This is a genomic window from Halolactibacillus miurensis, from assembly GCF_900116255.1.
GTDB classification, from domain to species: domain Bacteria; phylum Bacillota; class Bacilli; order Bacillales; family Amphibacillaceae; genus Halolactibacillus; species Halolactibacillus miurensis.
This window is the reverse complement of record NZ_FPAI01000007.1, coordinates 1-25686: the sequence shown is the minus strand read 5'-3', so window position 1 is coordinate 25686 and position 25686 is coordinate 1. Positions and strand designations below refer to the sequence as shown.

The 25686-nt window shown below is 40.2% G+C and carries 18 protein-coding genes; 15 read left to right on the top strand and 3 right to left on the bottom strand.

All coding sequences use genetic code 11. The annotated features are described in order from the left end of the window. The first annotated feature begins 1 nt into the window (after nt 1). From BM390_RS06085 to BM390_RS06050, 8 genes are all read left to right on the top strand, one after another. Nucleotides 2–1687, top strand: coding sequence for an ABC transporter ATP-binding protein (locus BM390_RS06085; RefSeq protein ID WP_089853370.1), 1686 nt, complete (start codon nt 2–4; stop codon nt 1685–1687). Continuing rightward, nucleotides 1688–2497 (top strand): energy-coupling factor transporter transmembrane component T family protein, encoded by an 810-nt coding sequence (locus BM390_RS06080; RefSeq protein WP_062321278.1) that lies wholly within the window; start codon nt 1688–1690, stop codon nt 2495–2497. Between the two features lie 132 nt (nt 2498–2629). Beyond that, nucleotides 2630–3388 carry a PHP domain-containing protein gene (locus BM390_RS06075; protein WP_062321281.1) on the top strand — a complete coding sequence of 253 codons (759 nt, stop codon included), beginning with the start codon at nt 2630–2632 and terminating at the stop codon, nt 3386–3388. 181 nt (nt 3389–3569) lie between these two features. Continuing rightward, nucleotides 3570–5255: a dihydroxy-acid dehydratase gene (gene ilvD, locus BM390_RS06070; protein ID WP_062321283.1), complete on the top strand. Its 1686-nt coding sequence runs from the start codon at nt 3570–3572 to the stop codon at nt 5253–5255. Between the two features lie 418 nt (nt 5256–5673). Then, complete coding sequence (locus BM390_RS06065; RefSeq protein ID WP_231631433.1) at nt 5674–7440, top strand: methyl-accepting chemotaxis protein; 1767 nt, start codon at nt 5674–5676, stop codon at nt 7438–7440. A gap of 329 nt (nt 7441–7769) precedes the next feature. Beyond that, nucleotides 7770–9092 carry an extracellular solute-binding protein gene (locus tag BM390_RS06060; RefSeq protein ID WP_089853367.1) on the top strand — a complete coding sequence of 441 codons (1323 nt, stop codon included), beginning with the start codon at nt 7770–7772 and terminating at the stop codon, nt 9090–9092. A 68-nt stretch (nt 9093–9160) separates the two neighbouring features. Then, nucleotides 9161–10465 carry a sugar ABC transporter permease gene (locus BM390_RS06055; protein WP_089853366.1) on the top strand — a complete coding sequence of 435 codons (1305 nt, stop codon included), beginning with the start codon at nt 9161–9163 and terminating at the stop codon, nt 10463–10465. A gap of 14 nt (nt 10466–10479) precedes the next feature. Further along, complete coding sequence (locus BM390_RS06050; protein ID WP_062323621.1) at nt 10480–11322, top strand: sugar ABC transporter permease; 843 nt, start codon at nt 10480–10482, stop codon at nt 11320–11322. Nucleotides 11323–11473: 151 nt separating this feature from the next. Here BM390_RS06050 and BM390_RS06045 read toward each other — a convergent pair whose 3' ends face one another. Next, nucleotides 11474–11953 carry a hypothetical protein gene (locus BM390_RS06045; protein ID WP_062323618.1) on the bottom strand — a complete coding sequence of 160 codons (480 nt, stop codon included), beginning with the start codon at nt 11951–11953 and terminating at the stop codon, nt 11474–11476. Further along, nucleotides 11950–13461, bottom strand: coding sequence for a sensor domain-containing diguanylate cyclase (locus BM390_RS06040; RefSeq protein WP_089853362.1), 1512 nt, complete (start codon nt 13459–13461; stop codon nt 11950–11952). Before BM390_RS06040 ends, BM390_RS06045 begins: the two co-directional genes overlap by 4 nt. Before the next feature lie 262 nt (nt 13462–13723). Here BM390_RS06040 and BM390_RS06035 point away from each other — a divergent pair, with 262 nt between their 5' ends. Continuing rightward, nucleotides 13724–20185 (top strand): pullulanase, encoded by a 6462-nt coding sequence (locus tag BM390_RS06035; RefSeq protein WP_177220642.1) that lies wholly within the window; start codon nt 13724–13726, stop codon nt 20183–20185. 769 nt (nt 20186–20954) lie between these two features. After that, complete coding sequence (locus tag BM390_RS06030) at nt 20955–21842, top strand: 5'-3' exonuclease (RefSeq protein ID WP_062323609.1); 888 nt, start codon at nt 20955–20957, stop codon at nt 21840–21842. 256 nt (nt 21843–22098) lie between these two features. On the opposite strand, the gene BM390_RS06025 is transcribed toward BM390_RS06030, so the two are convergent. Beyond that, on the bottom strand, nt 22099–22302 hold the full coding sequence (locus BM390_RS06025; RefSeq protein WP_062323607.1) for a hypothetical protein: 204 nt from the start codon (nt 22300–22302) through the stop codon (nt 22099–22101). Between the two features lie 170 nt (nt 22303–22472). Between BM390_RS06025 and BM390_RS06020 the strand changes: the two genes are divergently transcribed. The 5 genes from BM390_RS06020 to BM390_RS06000 form a co-directional block, all read left to right on the top strand. After that, entirely contained in the window at nt 22473–23261 is a 789-nt protein-coding gene (locus BM390_RS06020; RefSeq protein ID WP_062323605.1) for a sulfite exporter TauE/SafE family protein, read from the top strand. A 121-nt stretch (nt 23262–23382) separates the two neighbouring features. Beyond that, complete coding sequence (locus tag BM390_RS06015) at nt 23383–24309, top strand: MBL fold metallo-hydrolase (protein WP_062323603.1); 927 nt, start codon at nt 23383–23385, stop codon at nt 24307–24309. Between the two features lie 2 nt (nt 24310–24311). Beyond that, a complete protein-coding gene (locus BM390_RS06010) occupies nt 24312–24974 on the top strand; it encodes a reverse transcriptase-like protein (protein ID WP_062323601.1) in 663 nt (220 codons plus the stop codon). Continuing rightward, nucleotides 24975–25178 (top strand): hypothetical protein, encoded by a 204-nt coding sequence (locus BM390_RS06005; protein WP_062323599.1) that lies wholly within the window; start codon nt 24975–24977, stop codon nt 25176–25178. A gap of 296 nt (nt 25179–25474) precedes the next feature. Further along, nucleotides 25475–25686: Rpn family recombination-promoting nuclease/putative transposase (locus BM390_RS06000; protein WP_177220652.1), on the top strand; the 212-nt coding region annotated here is incomplete at its 3' end.

The window sequence follows — 25686 nt, the reverse complement described above, 5'->3', positions numbered from 1 at the left end:
CATGACACATCAATTAACGATGACAGACGTGACCTTCACTTATCCAGGGCAGAACAGTCCACAGCTTAAAAATGTGACGCTATCGATTAAAGAAGGGACGTTTGTGGCGATTATGGGTGGCAACGGTAGTGGGAAAAGTACGCTCTGTAAATGTTTGAATGGTCTTATTCCTCATTACTATGTGGGCGACTATGCGGGTAAGACAACCGTTAATGGTCATGATACAACAAAAGTGTCGGTGTCAGAGTTATCTAAACACGTTGGGTATGTGTATCAGGACTTTGAGAATCAACTGGTGAGTCCAAGAGTATTAGATGACGCTTGTTTTGCACCGTTGCACTTTGGGCTGAGTGACTTTAAAAGAAGAGGAGAAAGGGCGCTTGAACTTATGGCCATAAGTCATCTAAAAGACCGTTACATTTGGCAACTCAGTGGTGGTCAAAAGCATTTACTGGCGCTGAGTGGGATTTTAAGTTTAGACCCGGATATTATCATTGTTGATGAACCGGTCAGTCAACTCGATCCCTTTCATGCGGAGGTCATCTATAAACAATTACAAGCGCTGCATCAACAAGGAAAAACGGTTATTGTGATTGAGCATCATGCCTCGTTTGTTGCCCGTTATGCTGAAGAAGTCATTTTAATGTGTGAGGGTGAAGTTCTAGCTCATACACCAGTCCGGGAAGCGCTAGAAAATGATGCCTTACTCTCACAAGCAGGTGTGTATCCGCCAGAGGTCACAATGATGGCTCGAGCGATGCATTGGCATGATCAGCCGCTGCCGCTGACGATTGATGAAGCAGAAAGTTACTTTAAGCCATTATTAAAACAAGTAGAAGAAAACAAAGTTGAAATAGCTCCAGAAGAGAATAACGACGTAGCTGTTCAGCTCCAAGGTGTCTCGTTTCATTATCAGTCACTTGAAAAAACAACCCATCAAGTATTTGACCAGCTCGACCTCACCCTCTATCAAGGAGAACGGGTGGCCTTAATCGGCAATAACGGAGCAGGAAAATCCACTTTAATGAAGTTGTTAACCGGCCAAATGAAACCGAAAGCCGGTCAAATTGAGATATTTAACGAAGACATCAGTCAACAGTCACCTGAACAATTAGCCGAGTATGTGACTTACATTCATCAAAATCCGGAACATATGTTTATTGACGATAGTGTAGAAAAAGATATCGGCTACTTTTTAAAGATGAGACATGTTAAAGATTTAGATCAACGTGTCGCTAGGTTATTAGAACGGTTTGATTTAACGTCACTTAAATCGCGTGATGCGCGACTGCTTAGCGGCGGGCAGATGCGACGCACGTCACTAGCCATTGGTGAAGGGATGTCACCAAAGTTATTGTTGTTGGATGAACCAACAGCCACACTTGATATGGCCGCAAAACAACATGTGAAACGACTCATGCAAAGTCAGACAGGGGAAGAAAAAACGATTGTGATGGCTACGCATGACGTGTCGCTCGTGTTTGATTGGGCCAGTCGTGTCATCGTGTTAAATAACGGTCAGATTATTTTCGACGGATTGCCAGAACAATTAGTCGGTGATTATCATGTCTTAAATAAAGCCGGCATTATTTTACCAGAAATCGTAGAATTGTCTCGACGACTCAAATTGCCCTTAATGAAAAACCAACAAATGTTTATCGATTGTTTACAACGAGAGGTGATGTAAATGGATGTGGTAAAAACATTGACAGATAAACTGTCAATCGAACAAGTTAAAATAGAACTTTTAAATACAGCCTATGGCTACCACCATACGTTTTTACAACGCTTAGATCCGCGGACGTTATTCCTTTGGTATTTAGTCTTTGGCGTGGTGCCGTTTTTTATCCACTCAACCCCAGTCTTGATTGGGTTAGCCGCTTTTCTTGTCGTATTAACGATTATGGCGAAAGTAAGCCCGCTCATTATTTTTATTTTAACGCTCGGGTTACTCACCCAAGGTGGGTCTTATCTCATTGTCGGGTTATTTTTCGGTGGAAACGTCACGGCGATGTTGCCACTGTTAAAACTCACCCTAAAATTATCGGTTATCTCGATGGCGAGTATCGTTGTATTTTGTTCCATGTCACCGGAGAAGTTGAGTGATGGGTTGTTAAAAATTGGCGTCCCTGGTCAAGTCTCATTTAGTATTGGTTATGCGTATCGTATGTTGCCGACGTTAGTCGAGGAATACCATCATATCTTTTTATCCTACCGATTACGAGGAAAAAAACCTGCGAAAAAAGGGCTTTTTTATAGCCGGCATCTCTTCTATTATATCAAACTATTAATTAAGTCGTTTTATCCGCTTATGTTGTCTGTAGCGAAACGTTCGCGGACGATGGTCGAAGCACTTGAATCAAAGGGAAGTTTATACGGATTTAACCACCCAAAAGTAAAACAGTTAAAACTGCAACATTTAACTATTAAAAGACGTGATGTGTTGTTCTTTAGCTTAAGTATCAGTTACTTTATCGCCTTGATATGGCTCAGTTAGCTCATGCTTTGGTTACGATCCCATCAACAAACGGATAATGTATGATGCAGTCATATGAGGGACTGAGTAATCTCTATAAGAAGGAAACAGATAATATAAATGATCAAATATTAATGATAAGGACGTGTCCATATGCATATAGATTTTCATAGCCATGTAAAAATATCAAAAAAATCAGCTTTTCATCCGGACTACTTTGAACAAATGATTGAGGAGGCGAAGTTAAACGGACTCGACGCGATTTGTTTAACCGAACATTTTAATACGATTTGTTTCTTTGATGTGTACGATTACTTAGATGCGCATTATCCATATATCGATGACTATTATGAGGTTAAGGGATTTAAAGTCTTTCCTGGGATGGAAGTCGATGTAAAGGAAGGCGGACATACGCTTGTCATTGGTCAACGCCAATCAATTCGAACAATTCGGGAACAGTTAGAGCCTTACACAACAAAAGGTCACTTCCTTTCCATTGATCAATTAAATGAATGGGTAAAGGCAAACAATTGTTTATTTATTGGTGCGCATTTCTACCGTGAATCAACCCCGCTGATTCATTTAACGGATCAACAACTACAGTATTTCGATGCGTTAGATCTAAATGGAAAGGACCTGTTTAGTTATGATATGGCGAATTACCAAGCGAAATTAACTGACGTAGCACATCGGCTAAACTTACCAATCGTTGGCGGAAGTGATACGCATCATTTTCTACAGTACGGGGTCATTTATAATACGCTTCATGACGTCGTTACGATCGAAGCGTTAAAAGACGCGGTCATTAATCATCAGGTGCAAGTGATTATTGATCCAAGTTTACCTGTACGTGTCAAAGGTGCGACAGTGGCTAAGAAATATTTAAAACGTTTAGTCGAAGTCACGGCTTAATATGAATCTAAAAAGACTCACCGGTGACGATGAGTCTTTTTAGTGTATTATTTATTTTCTATATCGGTAGAATATAAGTCGGAGAATGATAAGAGACAGAAAATCTGATGAATTGACATAAAAGTTTGAAAATTCATGCAGTACACGTTATAGTTAAAGAAAAAGGAATGGAGTGAACGTGATGGAGAAAGATTTACGAATCAAGAGTCATGTCTTTGATGAAACAACACGAGCACCAAATCGTGCCATGCTTCGTGCGGTTGGGTTAACCGATCAATCCTTTAAACAACCAATGATAGGTATCGCCAGTACATGGAGCGAAGTTACCCCGTGTAACATTCATTTAAATAGTTTAGCTGAAAAAGCCAAGGAGGGTGTTGTGAAAAATGGTGCGACCGGCATGATTTTCAATTCTATTACGGTCTCTGATGGTATTTCCATGGGGACCCAAGGGATGCGCTTTAGTTTGCCGAGTCGTGATGTGATTGCCGATTCAATTGAAACGGTGATTCAAGCGGAAAATTTAGATGCCTATGTCGCGATTGGTGGCTGTGATAAAAATATACCGGGTTGTATGATGGCGATCAGTCGGACGGACGTACCAGCTGTATTCGTTTATGGCGGTACAATTGCTCCTGGTTATCGAAATGGCGAAAAGTTAGACATTGTCTCTGTTTTTGAAGGGGTTGGCAAACATAATAACGGAGATATTTCAGGTGAAGAATTACACGGCATTGAATGTGCGGCTTGTCCTGGTGCAGGGAGTTGCGGCGGGATGTATACCGCAAATACGATGGCGAGCGCGGTAGAAGCGATGGGGATGAGCCTTCCTGGCAGTTCTTCAAATCCTGCGGAATCAAAAGAAAAGTATGAGGATGTCTTGCGTGCCGGTGAAGCCGTCTATCACTTATTAGAAAAAGGCATTTATCCGAAAGACATTATGACAAAAGAGGCTTTTGAAAATGCGATCACGGTCGTCATGGCACTTGGTGGGTCAACGAATGCGGTCCTACACATACTGGCGATTGCGAATACGATTGATGTCGATATTACGATTGATGATTTTGACCGACTCCAAAAAACAGTCCCACACTTAGCTGACTTAAAGCCGAGTGGAAAATATGTCATGGAAGACTTATTTAAAATTGGTGGGGTACCGGCTGTGATGAAGTTATTACTTGAGCATGGTTATCTCCACGGGGATTGTTTAACTGTGACGGGTAAAACATTAAAGGAAAACCTTGAAGATTTTCCGCATTTTGCAGCAGGTCAAGATATTATCCGGCCATTTGAACATCCTTACCGTAAAACGGGACCGCTTGTCATACTTAAAGGTAATTTAGCTCCGCGCGGAGCAGTCGCCAAAGTCTCAGGGGTAAAAGTCACCCACCACCGCGGCCCTGCGCGCGTCTTTGAATCAGAAAAAGCGGCGACTGAGGCGGTGATGAATAATGAGATTAAACCAGGTGATTGTTTAATCATTCGTGGTGTCGGACCAAAAGGCGGACCGGGTATGCCGGAGATGTTGTCGATTTCTGCGATTCTTGTAGGTAAAGGCTTAGGAGAAAAAGTGGCGCTACTCACTGACGGCCGCTTCTCAGGAGGAACACATGGCCTCGTCGTTGGTCATATCGCACCAGAACTCATGGATGGTGGCTTAATTGCGGTCGTTGAAGAGAATGATGAGATTACCATAGATTCCGTTACACAAGAGCTCACCTTACATGTAGATGAAGCAGAGATTGAGCGGCGCTTCGAAAAATGGGAACGACCGCAACTGTATCAGCGCGGGGTTTTAGGTAAATATGCGCATAATGTCAGCTGTAGCTCGTTAGGTGCGGTTACCGATCGATTTCATGATGCGTAACAATAGATAGAATTTAAAAAACATTATAAATAGAATCAGTATAAGAATATCTTGCGGGTGAATCGTCTTAATAGGCGGTTCATCCGCTTTGTTGCGGGCTTTTTTGCTTGTTTAGACAATATAAGAATCCACTGATTTCTTAGTAGAATATGATATTGTGATGTGGAGATGATTCCCCTATACTTTAATTAGACGTTAATTAAAATAATTTATAAAGACGTTGATATGAGAAGGGTTACTATGGTCAATACACACGTTGTGAAGGGAATTATCGGAAAAAAGGATGTGGTTGTAGTAAAAAAGGTATGGTCTTTTTTATAAAAAAATGGTATGCTACTCCTATGGAATCGTTTGCGCACTCAAAGAAATACATCAATAATTAAACGATTACTTTTATTACACGCATAGGGGTGAGAGAATGACAATGTTCAGTAAGAAAAAAGAGACAAAGGAGCACCCAATTCGTTTTTTTAGTAAAGACAAAATGAAAACGAATACAAAAAAGAAAGTGAAAGATCGAAAGTTGATTCATCGTCTGTATGGTTTAATTGCACTCATTGTATTCATTTGTGTAATCGCAGCAGCAGTAATTTTCACGTATTCTTCGAAAGTGGAAGAAGCAAGTCAATCACTTGATCAATCGGCGCGCTTCCAACAACAATTTTCTGATTTAGTCACCGAGCTCAACACAACAAGCATTAAATATTATCAGCTTGTGTCATCAGGCTATGATAAGAATGCGGCAGAAGATGCTGAATCTAGTATCAGTAACGCAAGAGTCATTTTTGATGAACTTAATCAAACCATTCATGAAGATAGTCCGCTACATAATTACTTTGTCAATTTAGATACAGCGATTGCTGATTACCGCAGTATTTATGATGAGAACTTTACGAGTATCTTTGTAGGGGATGAACAAAACCGAATTGCGATGCGAGTGACGCCAGTGATTGAGCGAAACTTGCAAGTGATTGAAAATGTGAATAGCCGCATAGTCGAACAATTGGCATTAGATAGAGAAGCCGTATCAGAAGAAATGGAGTCAGCGCTGCAAACATCAAGTGTCGTTATCATGGTCGCACTAGTCATGTTAATTATCGTCCCTCTTATAAGTCTAACGCTTTTTGCGAGTAGCTTAAAACACGGCGTTCGTTATGTCATGGACCGTATTAAACATTACCATGAAGGCGATCTTACCTTTACACAAGGTCAATCACGTCACGATGAATTTGGCTTAATTGATTTACGATTAAGTGAGATGGGTGAGAGGCTTGACCAGTTAATGAAACGAAGTCAAATGGTTGCAGCTGAAGTGATTGATGTTGTAAAAACAACAGCTACCCAATCGAATAAACAAATGCAAGGAATGGAAGACATTGAACAGATGATGCAAACTTTTAATGAAGAAATGGAAAAACAAGCCGATTCAACCGGGACGATTTCTGCTACAACAGAAGAAGTATCCGCATCAGCTGAAGAGATTCAAACATCCATGCATCACATGAACACACGCTTACAAGAAGTGAAAACAATTTCAAATGATGGAAAAGACTTAATGACAGCATTAGAAAGTACCATGCATGCATTAAGTACACAAACACATTCAACTAAACAACGGATTGATTCGATTGAAAGTAAGTTAGACCACATTACTTCCTTTATTCAAGGGATTGATGATATTGCCGATCAAACGAACCTATTAGCCATTAATGCGTCCATTGAAGCAGCTAAAGCAGGTAAAGAAGGTCGGACCTTTGCGGTTGTGGCAGATGAAATTAGAAAGTTGTCGCAAGGAACAAATACATTTAGTGATCAAACGAAAGAAGTACTGGCGTCCTTACTAGAAGAAGTAGAAGCTGTCGTTAAGACGTTTGAAACATTTGAAGTCCAAACAAATCAAAGTTTGGATCAAACAAAGCAATCCACGGCCTTATTTGAAACAATTGCTGTCGATAATTCGCGCTTAACACAAGAACAATCTGAGATTAATCAGTCGGTTGAACAAATTAACGTGGCGATTGAAGATGTGGCCTCGTCTGTGACAGAACTAGCGAATGGTGCAACCGGTTTGCAAGAGAAGATTAAAGAAGTCACAAATATCATTGAAGATCAAGCCAAACGTCAGCAGGCACTCACAACAAATGTGAATTCATTAGAGTCGACAGCTGGCCGATTAGTCGAATAAAAAAATTAGCATTAGCAATGCGTTAAGCGTTTACAATATTTTTTAACTTTTTTTTAAAAAGGGGTTGTCATTTGTAAGCGTTTAATAGTATAATGAATTTATTGAACGGTGCAAGCGATTTCACAATTTGCGCAAGCGACTGAGGTTGCAAGGATCGTTCAAGCAGGTCACCTGCTTCCGTCATCTAATAAGCTACATACGCAAGCTGCCAAACTTCAGTTTATTAGAAAATCTTTTGAAAACGGTTTAATTCATCGTAAGTAAGGGGAGATAGAGAAGGCAAGGTGACAGGCACACTTATATCACTCATTTTAGAGGGGGAAACACACATGTTAAAAGGTAAATCGTTTTGGTTAACAGCTTTACTTATGTTGGTATTGTCAATGTTTTTAGTCGCTTGTAGTGGCGATGACGAGGCAACAGATGATGGTGGTACAGACACAGGATCAGATTCAGAACAATCAGATACTGAAGGTGAAGGTGACGATGACGCATCATCAGATCTTCCAGAAAAACCCGAATCATTAAAAGTTTGGGTAAACGACGAAGAGCAACAATTAGATGCTTATGATGAAATCTTTGCTCGCTTTACAGATGAGTATGGTATCGAAGTTGAAGTAACACCATACAGCATGCTTGATCAACTAGATGGTATTGGTTTAGATGGTCCGTCTGGTCAAGGTCCAGATCTTTTCTTCCAACCACATGACCGTATGGGAGATATTCACTTACAAGGTGTGGCAGCTGAGTTAGAATTTACTGAAGAACAACAAGCGCAATTATCAGGTTACAATCAAGAAGCGTTCAACGCATTCAACTATGAAGGCATTCAATACGGTATTCCAGCCGTTGTTGAAACATATGCTTTATTCTACAACAAAGCATTAGTTCCAGAACCACCAAAAACAATGGATGACTTAATGACAATTGCACGTGACTTAACAGATGCTTCTAATGATGAATATGGTTTCATGATGAACGCATTAGACTTCTACTTCACCTATCCATTCTTAACTGGTGACGGTGGTTACATCTTCGCACAAGATGATAACGGTAACTACGATCCATCTGATATTGGCTTAAACAATGAAGGTGCAGTAGCTGGTGCAGAAACAATCCAATCATGGTTTGAAGAAGGTCTTATCCCACAAGGTGCTGACTTAGACGTTATTAACGGTCTATTCATGGATGGTAAAGTCGGTATGGTTGTTAACGGACCATGGGCTATTCCTGATTACCAAGGTGCTTTAGGCGATGACTTAGGTATCGCAATCTTACCAGAAGTCAATGGCGAAGTATTAAATTCATTCTCTGGTAACAAAGGTTGGTTAGTATCTTATTACACTGAGAACCAACATTGGGCAACTGAATTAGCATTATTTGCAACAAACGCTGACAGCTCAGCAACTTACTTTGAAGTCGCTGGTGAACTTCCAGGACACACAGAAGTTGAAATTGATAATGAATTAATGGCAGCGATCTTTGATCAAACGCAATATGCTCACCCAATGCCAAACATTCCTGAAATGTCTAAAGTTTGGGAACCAATTGCAGATGCTTTAACATTTATTTCTCAAGGTGAAGACCCACAAGAAGTACTTGATGAAGCTGTAGAATTACTAAAAGAAGATATTGCATTAATGCAACAATAAGTTAGAGTGAGAGGGATTGAGTTCTAACGCTCAATCCCCTTTACTTTTACTGAGGAGGGAAAGGCTAAATGGCTATAAACAATAAACAGACCGAAGCTACAACACAGACAAAACATAACCCTACACTTGCAGCACTTCTATCGATCATTCCTGGCCTTGGTCAAATGTATAATAAACGTTTTATCAAAGGCTCTGTTATCTTCGTCCTCTTCGCAGCATTTATGATTGCGATGTTTGATTTCCTATCTAGTGGCGTGACAGGTCTTGTTACTTTAGGGGTAGAAGAACGTGTTGATGATTCACGGGTATTTTTAAGTGAAGGTATTCTATCGCTCATCTTTATTACATTCTTTGCGACTTTCTATGTATTGAACATTCTTGATGCGCGAAGTGATGCAAAGAAACTACAAATGGGCTGGAAAGTTCCTGGAGTGGTAGAAGGATTTAGAAATGCTTGGGATACAGGCTTCCCGTACTTACTCGTAGGACCTGGTTTATTCTTACTTATTTTCGTCGTGCTGTTCCCACTATTATTTATGGGATTCTTAGCATTCACAAACTACTCGCTGTATAACGCACCACCTCGTGCTTTACTTGAATGGGTAGGATTTAAAAACTTTATTGATCTCTTTACAATTACAGAACTACGTGGCACATTCCTTAATGTATTATCTTGGACATTGATTTGGACGTTTATGGCAACGACATTATCGATTGCACTGGCAATGTTCTTATCAATCCTTGTGAATGATCCGCGCCTTAAATTTAAACGTTTAATCCGTACAGTCTTTATTTTACCTTGGGCCGTACCGGGATTCGTCACAATTATTATTTTTACCGCACTCTTTAATGATAACTTTGGTGCGATAAATGCCGACATTATCCAACCGCTATTTGGTACAGCGATACCATGGCTCACAGAAGCCAATTGGACAAAAGTTGCCTTGATCATGATTCAAGTCTGGCTTGGTTTCCCATTTGTTTTTGCCTTATTCACAGGGGTCTTACAAGGAATTTCGAGCGACTGGTATGAAGCAGCGGATATGGACGGTGCGACGCGTTGGCAAAAATTCAAGTTCATTACGTTCCCACACTTGATGTTTGCGACCGGTCCACTCTTGATCACGCAATTCACCTTTAACTTTAACAACTTTAATATCATTTACCTCTTTAATGGTGGTGGTCCACCAGTACGTGGCCAATCTGCCGGTGGTACAGATATTTTAATTTCCTGGATTTATAACTTAACCTTTACGAACTCACAGTACAGTTTAGCGGCTGCGATTTCTATTATTTTAGGTATTATTGTAGCGACATTCGCATTCTTCCAATTCCGTCGCTCAAGCTCGTTTAAAGAGGAGGGACAATACTGATGGCTAGTCAACCAATGAGTAGAAAAACAAAAAATACCCTAGAATTAGTCGTGATGTATGCGGTGATTGCCGTTATGTTTGTGATCATCATTTACCCACTTCTCTGGGCATTAGGTATGTCACTTAATCCAAGTTCTAACCTTTATGGTGCCTCTCTTATTCCTGAAAATTGGAGCTTCGTTCACTATGAATGGCTCTTTACCAATCCACGTAGTAATTATTTAACGTGGTATAAAAACACACTGATTGTTTCTTTATCAGTGGCATCGGTCGGTACACTGCTTGTCAGCTTTACCGCTTATGCTTTCAGTCGTTATCGTTTTAAAGGGCGTACGTATGGTTTATATGCCTTTCTTTTACTACAAATGTTCCCAGTATTGATGGCGATGGTGGCGTTATACATCTTGCTTAATACAATCGGTTTACTTGATAGCTTACTTGGCCTGATTATCATTTATATTGGTGGTAATATTCCAATGAATGCTTTCCTAGTTAAAGGTTACTTTGATACGTTACCGAAAGAGTTAGATGAATCAGCTAAAATGGATGGTGCCGGTCACTTTAGAATCTTCTTCCAGATTCTATTACCACTTGCGAAGCCAATCCTTGCGGTTGTGGCGCTGTTTAACTTTATGAATCCATTTATGGACTTCATTTTACCACGTATTATTTTACGTAGCCCTGAGAACTACACATTAGCACTTGGTCTGTTTAACTTCGTTAATGACCAGTTCTCAAACAACTTCACGCGTTTTGCGGCTGGGGCGATATTAATCGCCGTACCAATTGCGACTGTGTATCTGTTCTTACAGAAATACTTGATTTCTGGTCTATCAGCCGGGGCAACAAAAGGTTAATAGATGTTTATCAAAAGTCATCAGACCTTGTCTGGTGGCTTTTTTGATCATAATCTAAAAGCTTCTTAAACGTGATTCTATCAATGGACATAAATACGTTAGAAATTAACAAGCAGGCAGGGCCACTAATGGCTCTGCCTGTTTAACTGATTTAACTATAACGGCCAACGGTGATTTGGTTATAGACTTCATCAATCAGCTTTTCTTTTGTATTTGGATGAAACAACTTTGCGATACTGATTCTTTTACTAGAGTGATAATCTAATGTATTTTCTTGCATCTTTTGGTCTAAGTACGGCAACATAAATTGATCAATCGGTAAGTAGGCAAGCGTATAGGTCGTGTCTTTTTTTAATTCAATGTAGATTCCCGTTAACTCGGTAAAGATAAAGGGATGGTACTCGAAACGTAAATGAATGTCCTTGCGCTGCATGTTTTTAATAGCTTTCACATGCGTCGTTTGATTATAGAAGTATACGACTTGTTCGAAAGAATAATACAACTCATCCAGTGATTGATGTAAAGCTTTAAGTTTGATTTTTGCGAACAGCACCATCGCAAATTGATAAGCCTTGCGGCTTGTCAACCACAACAGGATAAACGGAATCATAAATAGTAAATAATCATTCATCGACTTCTCCCCCCTTGATAGAGGACCACTTTATTTTTACCGGATTTTTTTGCTTCATAGAGCGCTTCGTCACTTGTCTTTAAAATGGCGTGTTCTGTTAAGTCATGAATAAAATCGGTATGAGAGACACCTAAACTAATCGTCAAGTGGCCTCCGGGTTGTGTGTGTTGTTCAGGGAAAGGTTCGGCCAAGACAGCTAACCGAATCCGATCAGCTATGTCATAAGCTTCTTCAGGCGTCACATTCATCAAAATAACTGAAAACTCTTCCCCGCCAAAGCGATAGCTTTGGTCGGTTTTTCGCATGTGACTTTTCAGTAAAGTCGCCAACTGTTCTAAAGCCACGTTGCCCAACAAGTGGCCGTTTGTATCATTGTAGTGTTTAAAGTAATCAATATCGATCATGACGACCGCAAATTGCGGATCTTTTTCTGAGAAGATGTGCGTCAAATCGTTTTTTAAAGCGCGTTGGTTTTTTAACTTAGTGAGGCCATCAGTCACGGACATCGTCTTAATATGCTGGTACATATTCAATTGATGAATCGAAATAGCCGTTTGTAAGGCAAGTGGCATTAAGTTATCAATTTCTTCAGGTGTTATTTTTTTATGTGTGACGGGATTATCAATCAGTAAAATGCCAATCTTTTTATTTTGGTAAACCATCGGTACGATCAAGACCTCATCCATATGAAAGTAGTCGCTGAGCTCGTTTAGAATAGTATCATTAACATCTTTCACATTGATTAAACGATCTTTACCATCTCGAAGCGCTTGATAAAAAATCGATGAAGGCCTAAAGTCGAAGGACAAGGATGATACGAGTTCATTTAACTCAGGATCAATATGTTCTTCATCCATACGTTCCAAGAGATCAGTCAATTTGTATTTTTTTACCGCAATTTCATTCCATTTCTCAAAGCCATCCTTGCCCCTTACGGGACCAATGCCCATCATTCCATGAATGTGATTAGACAGATGATCATTCAAAAATACGAGACAACGATTAAAACCTAGACCGTGTCCGGCAGTGATTGTCGTGACGATGATATGTAATAACCGGTCAAGTTCATCCGTTTGCTGGATAGCTGCCGATATTTCTTTCATAATCGTCAGTTGTTTCGTGTTTTGGTACATCTTTTGTTTCCAATCAGATAGTTGATTAAAATGATGAATGCCCCGAGTGCCAATAATATAAATGGTTATATTAGTAAGGATAAGAAGCCCAAAGAGTGTCACAGATGGTGTGAAGTATAAAAAATGCCGAATAAGAACAACCGCGCTTGAAATAATCAATCCGTTCGCGTGAAGTGAATACATACCCGTCATTAAATAAAGCACAACGAGTAGGTAATATTCATCTAATAGATGACTTTGAAATGATAAAAAACTGAAGGTGAAAAACAGAAAGACAAGCAAACGATTGCGTTTTTCGTTTAAAAAGAAACGAATCACATTTAGTGCAATCGATACAATAGACATAATAACAATCCATTCAATCAATTCAGACAATATCACCCCTCCTTTTTATATAGTCCTATTATAACAGGTTTTGTAATCGCTGTCTTTCTTTTTAACTATTCAAAAATTATCGCTTGCCAAGATTATCAAAAACATGTACACTTATCTTTGTAAGCGATTGCATAACTGTCACGCCTAAGGTTGTGCAATTTTTTCGCAACATCTTTGCAATCGTTTGCACAAAATGAATAAGGAGGGAACCACATCTTGTAAGAGGTCTTTAAATTATCACACATTTGAAAGGATGATTATGTTGAAGAAAAGGACGTTACGACCGATTGTGGCTCAGTTTTTTGTTTGGCTCTTATTATTTAGTACGATATTCTCGAGTTTACCGCTTACGGCTTTTGCGGAAACTGACACCGAAACAATAGGGGAAGATACATTCCGTGTGTTCTATGAACATACAGGGGAACCTGATGATACACTATACTTATGGCATTGGGGAGGGGCAGCTGAACCTGAAGGGTCGTTTCCTAATGGTCAAGTCTTTGAACCAATCGAAGATGAACAATTTACGCACTATGCCGATGTCCCGTTAAAAGAAGAGGCAACGGATGTTGGTTTCTTAATTGCGGCTTCTAAAGATGAAAAATTATCAGGAGACATTAATCTTGATCTAATCTCACCGGATATGGATCATGTTTTTGTCACCTCAGATGGTCAAGCTCATCTAGCTAAACCTGTTTCTTTTGATACGCCGACTGTTCGTGTGCATTTTAAAGAAACAGACGGAAATTTTGCGGAACCTGGACTTTGGTTCTGGGGCGATTCACCAGCAGCATTAGGAAGTGACGCTGCTTGGCCAACTGATGCTTATAGTTTTACTAGTGAGAATATGTCACCTTATGGCTATTATGTCGATGTTCCACTAAATGAAGGTGCCAAATATCTGGGAGGATTGATTGTAGAAAAAGTCGATGGCAAAAGTCAATCAGGCGATATGACGTTTGATGAGCTAGAGACATACAATCAAATCTTTATTAAAGAAGGGGTAGAAGAAGCGTTTAACAACCCTTACTATGTTTCTAGTGAACCAGAATCAACGACACCAGATGAGACAGAAGGCACAGAAGACATTACGGTTTCAGGAGAAGTGTCTAGAAGTTTTCATTACGATGAACATGCGTTACTTGAATTAACGATTAATAATAACTCAGACGTTGGAATTTCATCGATTCGCGTGGATGTATCGGCGTTAGGGATTGATGTCCCGTTAGAAATCGATCCGACATTACAAGCTGTTACGTTATCGGTTAGTCGTGAGGTTACACCGGGGGAGAAAGTCATTCCAGTGACGGCTATTGATGAAAATGGTGGCACCTATAAGACAGAGGTTACGGCAACAGTCGTTGAGAAAACAAGTGATGATCGCGACTGGGATGAGTCCGTCATTTACTTTATGTTGACGGATCGTTTTAATGATGGTGATCCATCAAATAATAACCCTTACGACTTAGATTATGAGAGTGCACATAACCCACGCGGGACTTATCAAGGTGGGGATTTTAAAGGCGTTACCGAAAAATTAGATTATTTAGATGAGCTTGGCGTGAATACCATTTGGATTACACCAATCGTTGAGAACGTTGGTCATGATGTCGAAGCTAAGTCCGATGATGGCTCTTACTATGCGTATCATGGTTATTGGGCTAAAGATTTCGAAGCGTTAAATCCGCATCTTGGAACGATGGATGAGTTTCATACGTTAATTGATGAAGCAGCCGCTCGCGATATCGATATCATGGTGGACGTTGTCTTAAATCACGCCGGTTACGGTATGAATGCGACGTTAGATGGAACTGAACCAGAAGGCCACCCGACTGAAGCAGATATCGCGCGTTTTGACGGGATGCTGAGAGAATCAGGTGGGGCTGGTGACTTAGAGATGTCACTATCTGGCTTACCTGACTTTAAGACAGAAGAACAAGCGGTACGCGAACAACTCGTTGATTGGCAAACCGCCTGGGTTGAAAAATCAACAACACCAAACGGAAACCGTATTGCGGCTTACCGTGTGGATACAGTGAAACACGTCGAACAAACTACGTGGCAACATTTCAAAAATGAACTTGTCAAGATTGACCCAGCGTTTCGTTTAATTGGCGAGCATTGGGGGGCGAATTTCAATGAAGATGGCGGTCATTTCTATGACGGCACGATGGATGCCTTGCTTGATTTTGGCTTTAAAACATTAGCGCAATCACTCGCAAATGGAAATGTCGAAAGAGCCAATGAACAACTCGTCTTGCGTAACCAGGCCTTAAACAGCGTGCATACACTAGGGCAGTTTTTAGGTAGTCATGATGAAGATGGTTTCCTTCATAGCCTTGGTGGAGATGAAGCGAAATACAAAGTGGCAGTAAGTACGCAACTTACCGCAAAAGGGCAACCGGTCATTTATTACGGGGAAGAATTAGGTCAAACAGGTGCGAATAATTGGCCAGTGTATGATAACCGTTACGATTTTGACTGGGAGGATGTAGAGGGTAATGATCTTCATGCCCATTATGAGACGTTACTTGATTTTAGAGCACAATTTAGTGACGTATTAAGTAAAGGTGAGCGTGAAACATTAATCGCAGATGATGACTTAAGTCAACTTGTCGTCAAACGCGCTTATGACGGTGAAGCTGTTTACTTAGCGTTTAACCCAAGTGCTGAAAGTCAAGAGATTACTTTAAAAGCATCAAATGAAGTAGTTAAAGTAACCGATCATTATTCAGACGCCTCATATGAAACAGAAACAACAGATGATGAACATATGATAACCATCACCGTACCAGCCGCCGCAGACGGTGGGACAGCGCTACTTCAGGTGGAAGGTGGTGACTTACTTTCTACACATACCACACCAGATGAACCTACAGAAGAAGTCGCACCGGTAGAGGAGGGGTCTTTTCGGCTTCACTTCCGTGGTCTTGATACTAGTCGTCTTAGTGAGCTTGGTCTTTGGGTTTGGGAAGATGTTGAAAGCGCGTCGGAAAACTGGCCGGTAGGAGCTACGTCATTTTCAGAAGCCGTTCAAACAGATTATGGTTATTATTTAGATATCCCGATTATTGAGGATGCCAAACAAATTGGCTTTTTAATCAATGATACAGCTGGTGCGAATGTAACCGATAATATGTTTGTTGATATTTTAAGTCCTGATATGAATGAAGCATGGGTGACAGAAGATGAACAAGTGTATCCCTACGAGCCATTAGAAAATGAAAACGTCATTCGAGTGAATTACACGCGAGACGACAATAATTATGTTGGTTGGGCCCTATGGACATGGGGTGACGTTGTGGCTGCCACAGGAAACTGGCCAAGTGGGGCACATGACTTCGAACAAGGTAAATACGGTGCTTTCTTTGATTTACCGGTGAAGGAAAATGCTAGTCTCATCCAATTTTTGACCTTAAATAAAAATAGCGGTGATCAGTCGGGTGATTTGTCTTATTCGATGGACGGTGCGACGCAAATCTTCTTAAGAGCAGGAGATGAGCAAGTTTACACCAACCCTTACTTTGTGACTGAAGAAGGTTTAACCGGTGCAGAACTCATCGGTCTTGATACGATTGAATTGACTTATAGTGCCATTGGCGACTGGTCAATAGACGATGTGAAAAACGATATTGACGTAACAACACAAGGAGGTGACGCTGTCGTGATTGATGATGCATCGATTGATCCTACCAACAATAAAATCAAGCTTACCGGTACGTTTACAACAGAAGACGCGCCTTATACTGTGCGTCACTTAGGACGTGAGGTACAAGCAAAAGCAGGATGGAAATTAAAAGATAACCTTTATGGTTATGACGGAGACTTAGGTTTAGTAGATGTAACGGATACATCCGCAATAATAAAGGTTTGGTCACCTTCAGCTGATACAGTTGATCTTGTCCTTTATGATTCAGACACACCAACCGATGTGATTGGTGAGTACGCGATGACACGTGGAGATAAAGGGATATATACCATAACGTTAGATAAAGCTTTAACCGGACTTGACAGTCCAAAAGGTTATTACTATCACTTTAAGATCACACGTGGTGATGATAGCGTCTTGGCCCTTGACCCGTATGCAAAATCAATGGCGCAGTGGACCAGTGACGATCATGATGATGCGGTTGGTAAAGCCGCGATTGTTGATGTCACTGAGATTGGTCCAGACCTTGACTACGCAACGATTGATGGGTTTAATCACCGCGAAGATGCGATTATTTATGAAGTGCACGTGCGTGACTTTACGAGTGATCCGTCATTAGAAGGTGAACTCGATCATGAGTTTGGTACATTTAGTGCCTTTTCAGAAAAGTTAGATTACATTGAATCACTCGGTGTGACACATATTCAACTATTACCTGTCATGAGTTATTTCTTTAGCGATGAATTTAATAAAAATGAACGCTTACTTGATTATTCATCCACAGATAATAACTACAATTGGGGTTATGACCCACATAGTTACTTCTCACTGACCGGTATGTACTCAGAGGACCCGAGTGACCCAGCCAAACGCATCGAGGAATTTAAAAACTTAATCAAAGAAATCCATGACCGTGATATGGGCGTTATTTTAGACGTTGTTTATAACCATACGGCACGCGTGCATATCTTTGAAGATTTAGAGCCGAATTACTATCATTTTATGGATAAAGACGGCGAAGCAAAAACAAGTTTTGGTGGTGGGCGTTTAGGGACGACACACCAAATGGCGCGCAGAGTCTTAGTTGATTCAATTAAATATTGGGTCGATGAATTTAAAGTCGATGGTTTCCGCTTTGATATGATGGGGGACCATGATGCTGAATCTATTCAAACCGCTTATGATGAAGCAAAAGCACTGAATCCAAATATCATCATGATTGGTGAAGGTTGGCGCACATTCGCAGGTGACGATCAAGACCCTGACGTACAACCAGCGGACCAAGACTGGATGAAAGATACAGATAGTGTCGCCTCATTCTCAGATGAATTTAGAAATGAGCTGAAGAGTGGGTTTGGTAGCGAAGGACAGCCACGCTTCTTAACGGGTGGGGCAAGAGATATTGATGTGATTTTCAATAATATTATTGCCAATCCGGGTAACTTTGAAGCGGATGACCCAGGTGATGTGGTGCCTTATATCGCAGCACATGATAACTTAACCCTTCATGACGTTATCGCACAATCGATTAAAAAAGACCCGATAGATTTTGAAGAAGAAATCCACCAACGGATTCGAATCGGTAACTTAATGGTGCTGACGAGTCAAGGGACACCGTTTATTCATGCCGGACAAGAATTTGGTCGGACGAAACAATTTAGAGACCCAGATTATATTGAACCAGTAGCAGAAGCCCCATATAAATCAACGTATATGGAATCAGCAGATGGGACACCATTTGAATATCCGTACTTTATTCATGATTCATATGATTCAACGGATATCATTAACCGAATTGATTGGGAGAAAGCAACGAATGAAGAAGCCTATCCTATTCAAACGCAAACACGCGCGTATACGACCGGATTAATTAAACTCCGTCGTTCAACGGATGCGTTCAGTAAAGAAACGATGGAAGAAGTGGCAGAGAGTGTGTCATTAATTGAAGCACCAGAAATTAAAGCACAAGACTTAGTCATTGCCTATGAAGCAAAAGCGTCAACAGGTGAAAGCTACCACGTCTTCATAAATGCTGATGATACCGCACGTGAACTTTCTGTTGGCACTGATTACACAACAGAAAACGTCATTGTTGATCAGAAAACAGCAGGTACCGAAGCCATTGATGACCCAACAGGTGTCACATTGACGTCAACATCCTTAACGATTGATCCGCTCACGGCGATCATTATTCGTGTAGGTGAGCCAAGTGAGGAAGACGATTCAAATGTTCCTGGTGACAATGATGAAGATACAGATAGTGATGAAGAAGTAGATGAGATCACAGAAGATGATGTGGTGATTGATGAAGAAACCAATCTACCAGTGATTGTAGTGAAAGATCATTCGTCCGCTAAATTATCACTAGACGTATTGAAAAAGTTACCAGAAAAAGCCCAGTTAAAAATACAGGCAAAAGATAAGTTAGTCATGATGAACTTCCCGCTTGATAACGTATTAAAACGTGCGCTTGATTCGAATAAAGCTGTCACAATACACGTGAATCAGAAGTCGAAAGCTAACTTTAAAGAACCGACTGGTGTAAGAGTATTAACGGCTCTTTATGATTTCCAAGTATTTATTGGAGAAGAGCGATTGGATGATACATTTGATACGCCAGTAGAAGTACGTTTTACTGTTGATCCATCGGCCATTACCAATAGCGATCACCTTCGTGTGGTTTATGTGAAGGAAGACGGTACACTCACTTACTATCCAATCGACAGTTACAATAAAGAAACTGGAGAAGTTGTTGTGTTACTCCATCACTTTAGTGATTACGTCATTGCAGAAGTAGACCCTTCAGTAGATGATGAACCAGTTGATGAACCAGAAACAGGCACACCAGACGATCCGACAGATACGCCAGCGGATGACTCTGATGCAAATACTGACGACCCAGCAACAGGTAGTGACTCAAGTGAAGGTGATCAAACGAGTCAAGAATTATCAACAAATGGTGATTCGTTACCAAAAACTGCAACGAATATCTATCTGTTCGTGATGCTTGGGGTTATCTTAAGCTTGCTTTCAGCGACGGTGTTACTCTTTAAAAAAGAAGCATCAAATAGCTAATCTTTATTAATATAGACATGATCAAACATGTTAGGCCACTAGACAAGATGACAACGTCTAGTGGCCTTTTAATGCAAACAAATAAAAATATAAACGACGAGACACAAAGAAAAGACACGCCACAATCGACGTGTCTTTCTTTGTCCCCCTTATGGGACGGTGCGGAAAATTTGTCTTATTCGACTTGCTTGTTACTTGTTCATCTTACCAAACATTTACTTCCTGACGTGCTAACCCGTCGTACTTGAAGCTTAGTTTGTAACCGTCTTGCTTACTGACACTTGCTTGTCGAAATGCTTCACTACATCCGATTCACGAGCCTTAAAACGGTTAGTCACGTGCACTTTCACGAAAAAATCGTACACTTTCTCTTACATAGCTCTTTGACTCCTGTTACGTCATCTCAATTGCTACGTTCCTGACGAGTTGTTGACGCCAGTTCTTGCGCAAATTTTCCGCCAAGGCTGTGCAGCTCATACCGCACCATTTAGTAAGTCAACATAATAACCTTTCGTATTGGCTTACCATGTTGATCAAGCGCTGGAGTTACCGTTCGTAACGTGAGGTCTTAATCATAATGGGTGGTATATTTGCCTTGTACTTATCTATTCCCGGTTTAACAAATATTAAACACTTTTTTAAAAAACTTTTAAAAAAATTAAAAATCATTTAAAAAATAGCGACGGATCACTTTAAACGTAAAGACCGTTCTCAAAAAACAGTGAATCTCTGATATAATAGCTAATAGAATATTAAAAAGGAGCACATTATGACTGAAAAATTATTAATAATCGATGGCTTTAATCTGTTAAGTAGAGGCTATTTTGCGACCGCATTCAATAAGGAACCAGATGAGTTACCGACCAATAGTCAAGGGCTATATATGAACGGCATTCGTGTATTTATTCAAAAATTATATCAACTGATTGAGAAACATGACTTCAGTCATGTAGCGATTTGTTGGGACGTGAAACGAGATGATACCTCGCGTCGACAAGAGTATCAAGCCTATAAAGCCAACCGAGCGGCCTTGCCAGAGCCACTCATCCAACAATATGAATCGCTCGTCTTTCTATTGACCAATTTAGGCTTTACACAATTGACCATTCCACCTTATGAAGCTGACGATGTGATTGGCGCTTTAACTGTCAAGTGGCAACAAGAAACTAATGGTCATAGCTATATGTATAGTAACGATCATGATTTACTTCAGCTTTTATCTGCCCAAACGACACAAATTATCGCAAAAAATAAAGAGGAGCTTATGTTCACAGAAACCGTCTTTACTAATCAATATGCGATCAAACCATCCCAATGGATTGATGTGAAGGCCTTACTCGGTGATAAAGGCGATAACGTACCGGGTGTCCATGGCATTGGTGAAAAATCAGCCTTACCGCTTATTCAAATGTATGATTCCGTTGAAGGGGTCTATCAATCCCTTGATCAACTTGATCCTAAGTTTAATCGATACAAGAAAAAATTAATCGCCGGTGAAGCGGATGCCTATTTAAGTAAGAAACTCGTCACTATTGAAACGGACTTAACAGAGGTGCATGCTTTAGATGTAGCGACATTATTTAATCGCACCCGTCGAGATTTACAATTGAAAGCATTGAATGATTTTGAATTAAAAATTCGTGGCCTTTACTTATAATGCCTAGATGGTAGAGGTTAAAGTGTTTACGCTGCAATCGATGACGCCATTCACTTTTAGTATAAGCAGGCCATTGCTTAAGGCTTAAGCAGTGGCCTGCTTATTTGTTTCGTTATATAATATGGGGTGAGAGTCGGGTCACTGTCGATTACATGACATTAAATCGTCCACCGATCGGAGAGGATGGCAAGTAAATAAGTGTAGCCGCTTATTTTAGCTGAGCAAGCATCTTCTCGCTAAGGGGACCATTTTTCCTTTAAAGTAACTCAATGTGTGAGGTGATGTCACTTATAAGTTCATCTACGCGTTCTTCTGGTGTTGGTAACAGTTGAACGAGTGACTTCTCGGTATAAGAAAATACGTCACGGGTTGGGTGTGGTTTGGCGATACTTTCTAAAGATGCGGATCCGCCGGTAGTTAAGCTAAGCGATAACACTAGGATGCCTATTTTTAACATCATTATCACGCCTCCTCCAGTGGTGAATGTCTGTCTTTATACATAGAATTCCTTTTAAGTTATCATCTTAAACATATGTGAGGTTTTGTTGAAAAGCCGAACGTGTTATAATTGACTTACTGATAGAAAAAGAGAAAACGTTTACTTTTAATAAGAGAATGAGTAAACGATAAGTGAAAGAAGGGATTCGTTTGGCGTTACTTTATTTACTGATTGGTCTTGGGGCGACGATTATTGGCTCACTTGCTGGATTTGGCGGGGGCATACTTATTAAGCCCATCTTAGACTTTTTAGGGCATTATGATTTAAAAACCATTGGCTTTTTATCAGCGTCAACAGTCTTTGCGATGGCTGTCGTGTCAGTGTATACGAGACGACGAATGTTAAAAGAGATGCGGTTAGATCACGCGATTTTACTTGCGACTGGCTCTATTTTAGGTGGATTATTTGGTAAAGGGATTTTCCGTACCTTTAGTCATCTGCCTTGGATTGGGATGGCGCAGACGGGCGCGTTGATTGTGATCTTCTCTCTTGTATTGTATTATGTCAATCATAAACATCAGTTTAAACAGTTTCACATCGAGAGCCGTCTGATGGTGCTCATTATTGGTCTAATATTAGGTCTAATGGCATCTTTTTTAGATATCGGCGGTGGGCCGCATAACGTTGCTATCTTAAGTTTATTATTTGCGTTTGATACAAAAAAGGCAGGATTTTATTCAATCTTCATTATTTTCTTTAGTCAGCTCGCCTCCCTCGTCAGTACCGTTGTCTCAGGTAATCTCTCAACAATGGATTTATCGATGCTTCTGTTTATGGTTCTTGGCGGAATAAGTGGGGGTGTGATTGGGTCAAGATTAGCGAAGTTTTTACCAATTGAAACGGTGGAAAAAGTATTTAATGTGACCATCTTCTTATTAATTTTACTAAATATTTATAATTTTATTCAGTACATGGCATGAATGCCGTGTTTATAAGTCCAAAGTAAGTATAGCGCTAAATAGAAGTAGACTATTTCATCGTGTAATTGCATAAAAAACGGGTATAGTAACCATTAAAGACATACATAAAGGAAGTGACAACATGAAACAAATAGACATGATTGATATTTTCGATTTGAATTTACCAGAACGTACGGCGTCTTACTATTTGCCAGGTGAGGCTCCCACTTTGATTGAAACAAGTGCTGCGCCATCGATTCCTTTTTTACTACAAGGACTAGACCGACGTAATATCGACCGGGCATCTATAAAATACGTCATTGTCACCCATATCCACTTAGATCATGCGGGAGGTGTGGGGTTATTGATCGAATCACTACCAAATGCGACGGTGATTGTCCATCCACGTGGTTTGCGCCACTTAATTGATCCAACCCGATTGATTGAAAGTGCCAAAACGGTCTATGGCGACCAGTTTGATGCCTTATTTGATCCGATTAAACCTGTACCAGAAAACCGTATTCGTTCAGTAGAAGAAAAAGAGACACTCAAAATTGGTGAAAACCGAACCTTAACGTTTTATGATACACCCGGACATAGTAACCATCATTTAACGATTCATGATTCACTAACAAACAGTATTTTTACTGGTGACACACTTGGCACACTCTATCCAACGCGTTTTACTGGGGGTAGTGAACTCATCTTACCTTCAACGTCACCGACACAATTTGATCCTAATGCGATGATGACATCGATGAAGCGGATGCGGGAATTAGCTCCGGACCGGATTTACTTTGGTCACTACGGTTACAGCGATGAACCAGATCATGTGTATCATTCGTTATCTGAATGGTTGAACCGGTTTATCAGGATCAGTGAATGGATTTACGATAAACACAAGGATGAGCCTGATGAACGAATCATAGAGTGGATCGCAGAAGCGTTATTTAATAAAGTTGAAACAGAAAGTTACATTTTAGATCCAGGCATTTTTGATTATTTGACGCATGATTTAGACGTATCAAGTCAAGGATTGGTCCATTATTACCGAAAAAGCGGGCGATAACAATGGTTTACACATTAACTTATGAGTATCATATTGGTCATCATACGCTTAGAATGACGTCTGATTGGTGTGAGCTTGACGAAGCGGTGCTTTATTTTGAGCGGTTGATGTCACATAAAGGCTATCACAACATTCAAGCCATCGATGAATCTGATAGCGTGTATACGCTAAAGCAGTTGCAAAAAGAACAGGAAAGTGATAGACAATCCATTCATCACTTAACCCTTTACTTTGATGCGAGTTTTGATCAACAGTCAAAACTGAGTGGGCTTGGGGTTGTGTTGACGTATGATGTTGGTGACAAAAAAATAAGTCAGCGAAAAAATCTTGATACAGCTAGCGCAAAAACAGTCAATGAAGCCGAATATTATAGTCTGTTTCACGGATTGGAACAATTAAAACAATTGGATTTCCCACCACAGTCGATTGAGATTTATGGCGATAGTTTGGTAGTCATTAACCAATTAAAAGGTGAGTGGCCAGTATTTGATGAGACGTTAGCGAAGTGGGCAGATGACGTGGAAGCTTTACTAAAATCATTAAATCTCATACCTGTCTTTCATCATATTGACCGTCAGGATAATAAACAAGCCGATCGCCTTGCCTCACAAGCGCTCGCAGGGACACTTGTCGATGCGACGCGTGACATAGAAGGAGATGAGTAAATGAAGTTTGGCATGCGAAAACCAAGCTTAAAAAAACGACTCAGCGCCCGGACGTCAATTAAACGACAAATCGTCCATCGCGGCAAAGTTAAAATGCCAAAAGGCTATGGCTGGGTTAGAAACCCGAAAAAGTATGCCTACAACAAAGTCTACAACAAAACGAGTTTTGATCTGTTTAAACTGTTGAAAAAATTATTCAAATGATCAAGAGCATCTTTACCTGTCGTGGGTAAAGGTGTTCTTTTTGTATAGATTATTAAAAAAATCACATAAAAAGTGAGCTCCAAAATCAAATAAGGTTGAGTATCGCGTTAAATAGATGCTTGAAACGGCTTTGAAATTCGATAATAACCGACGTTCACTGACTTGATGAGACTGGCAGAACGCTATATGCTGTAGGTACCTAATTAGGCAGGAACCGTATTGCTGTTGACAGTAACAATGACAAAAAGAATTAAAAAGATGATAGAAGTAAACGATAGCGAAAGTAGGTAGCAAACATTCACGTTCAAAATCCACACGATAAACGCTTTAAAGAAACGTTTCGTCATAAAGATGTGACAAAGGATTTCGTGACGTATTATTTACCGGCTCATATTGTTGAACAGATTGATGTAAATACACTTGAGCCGCAAAAAGACAGTTTTATCACGCAAGATTTAAAGGAAGTTTTTTCTGATCTATTGTTTAAAGTTAATATTCATGATGAAGA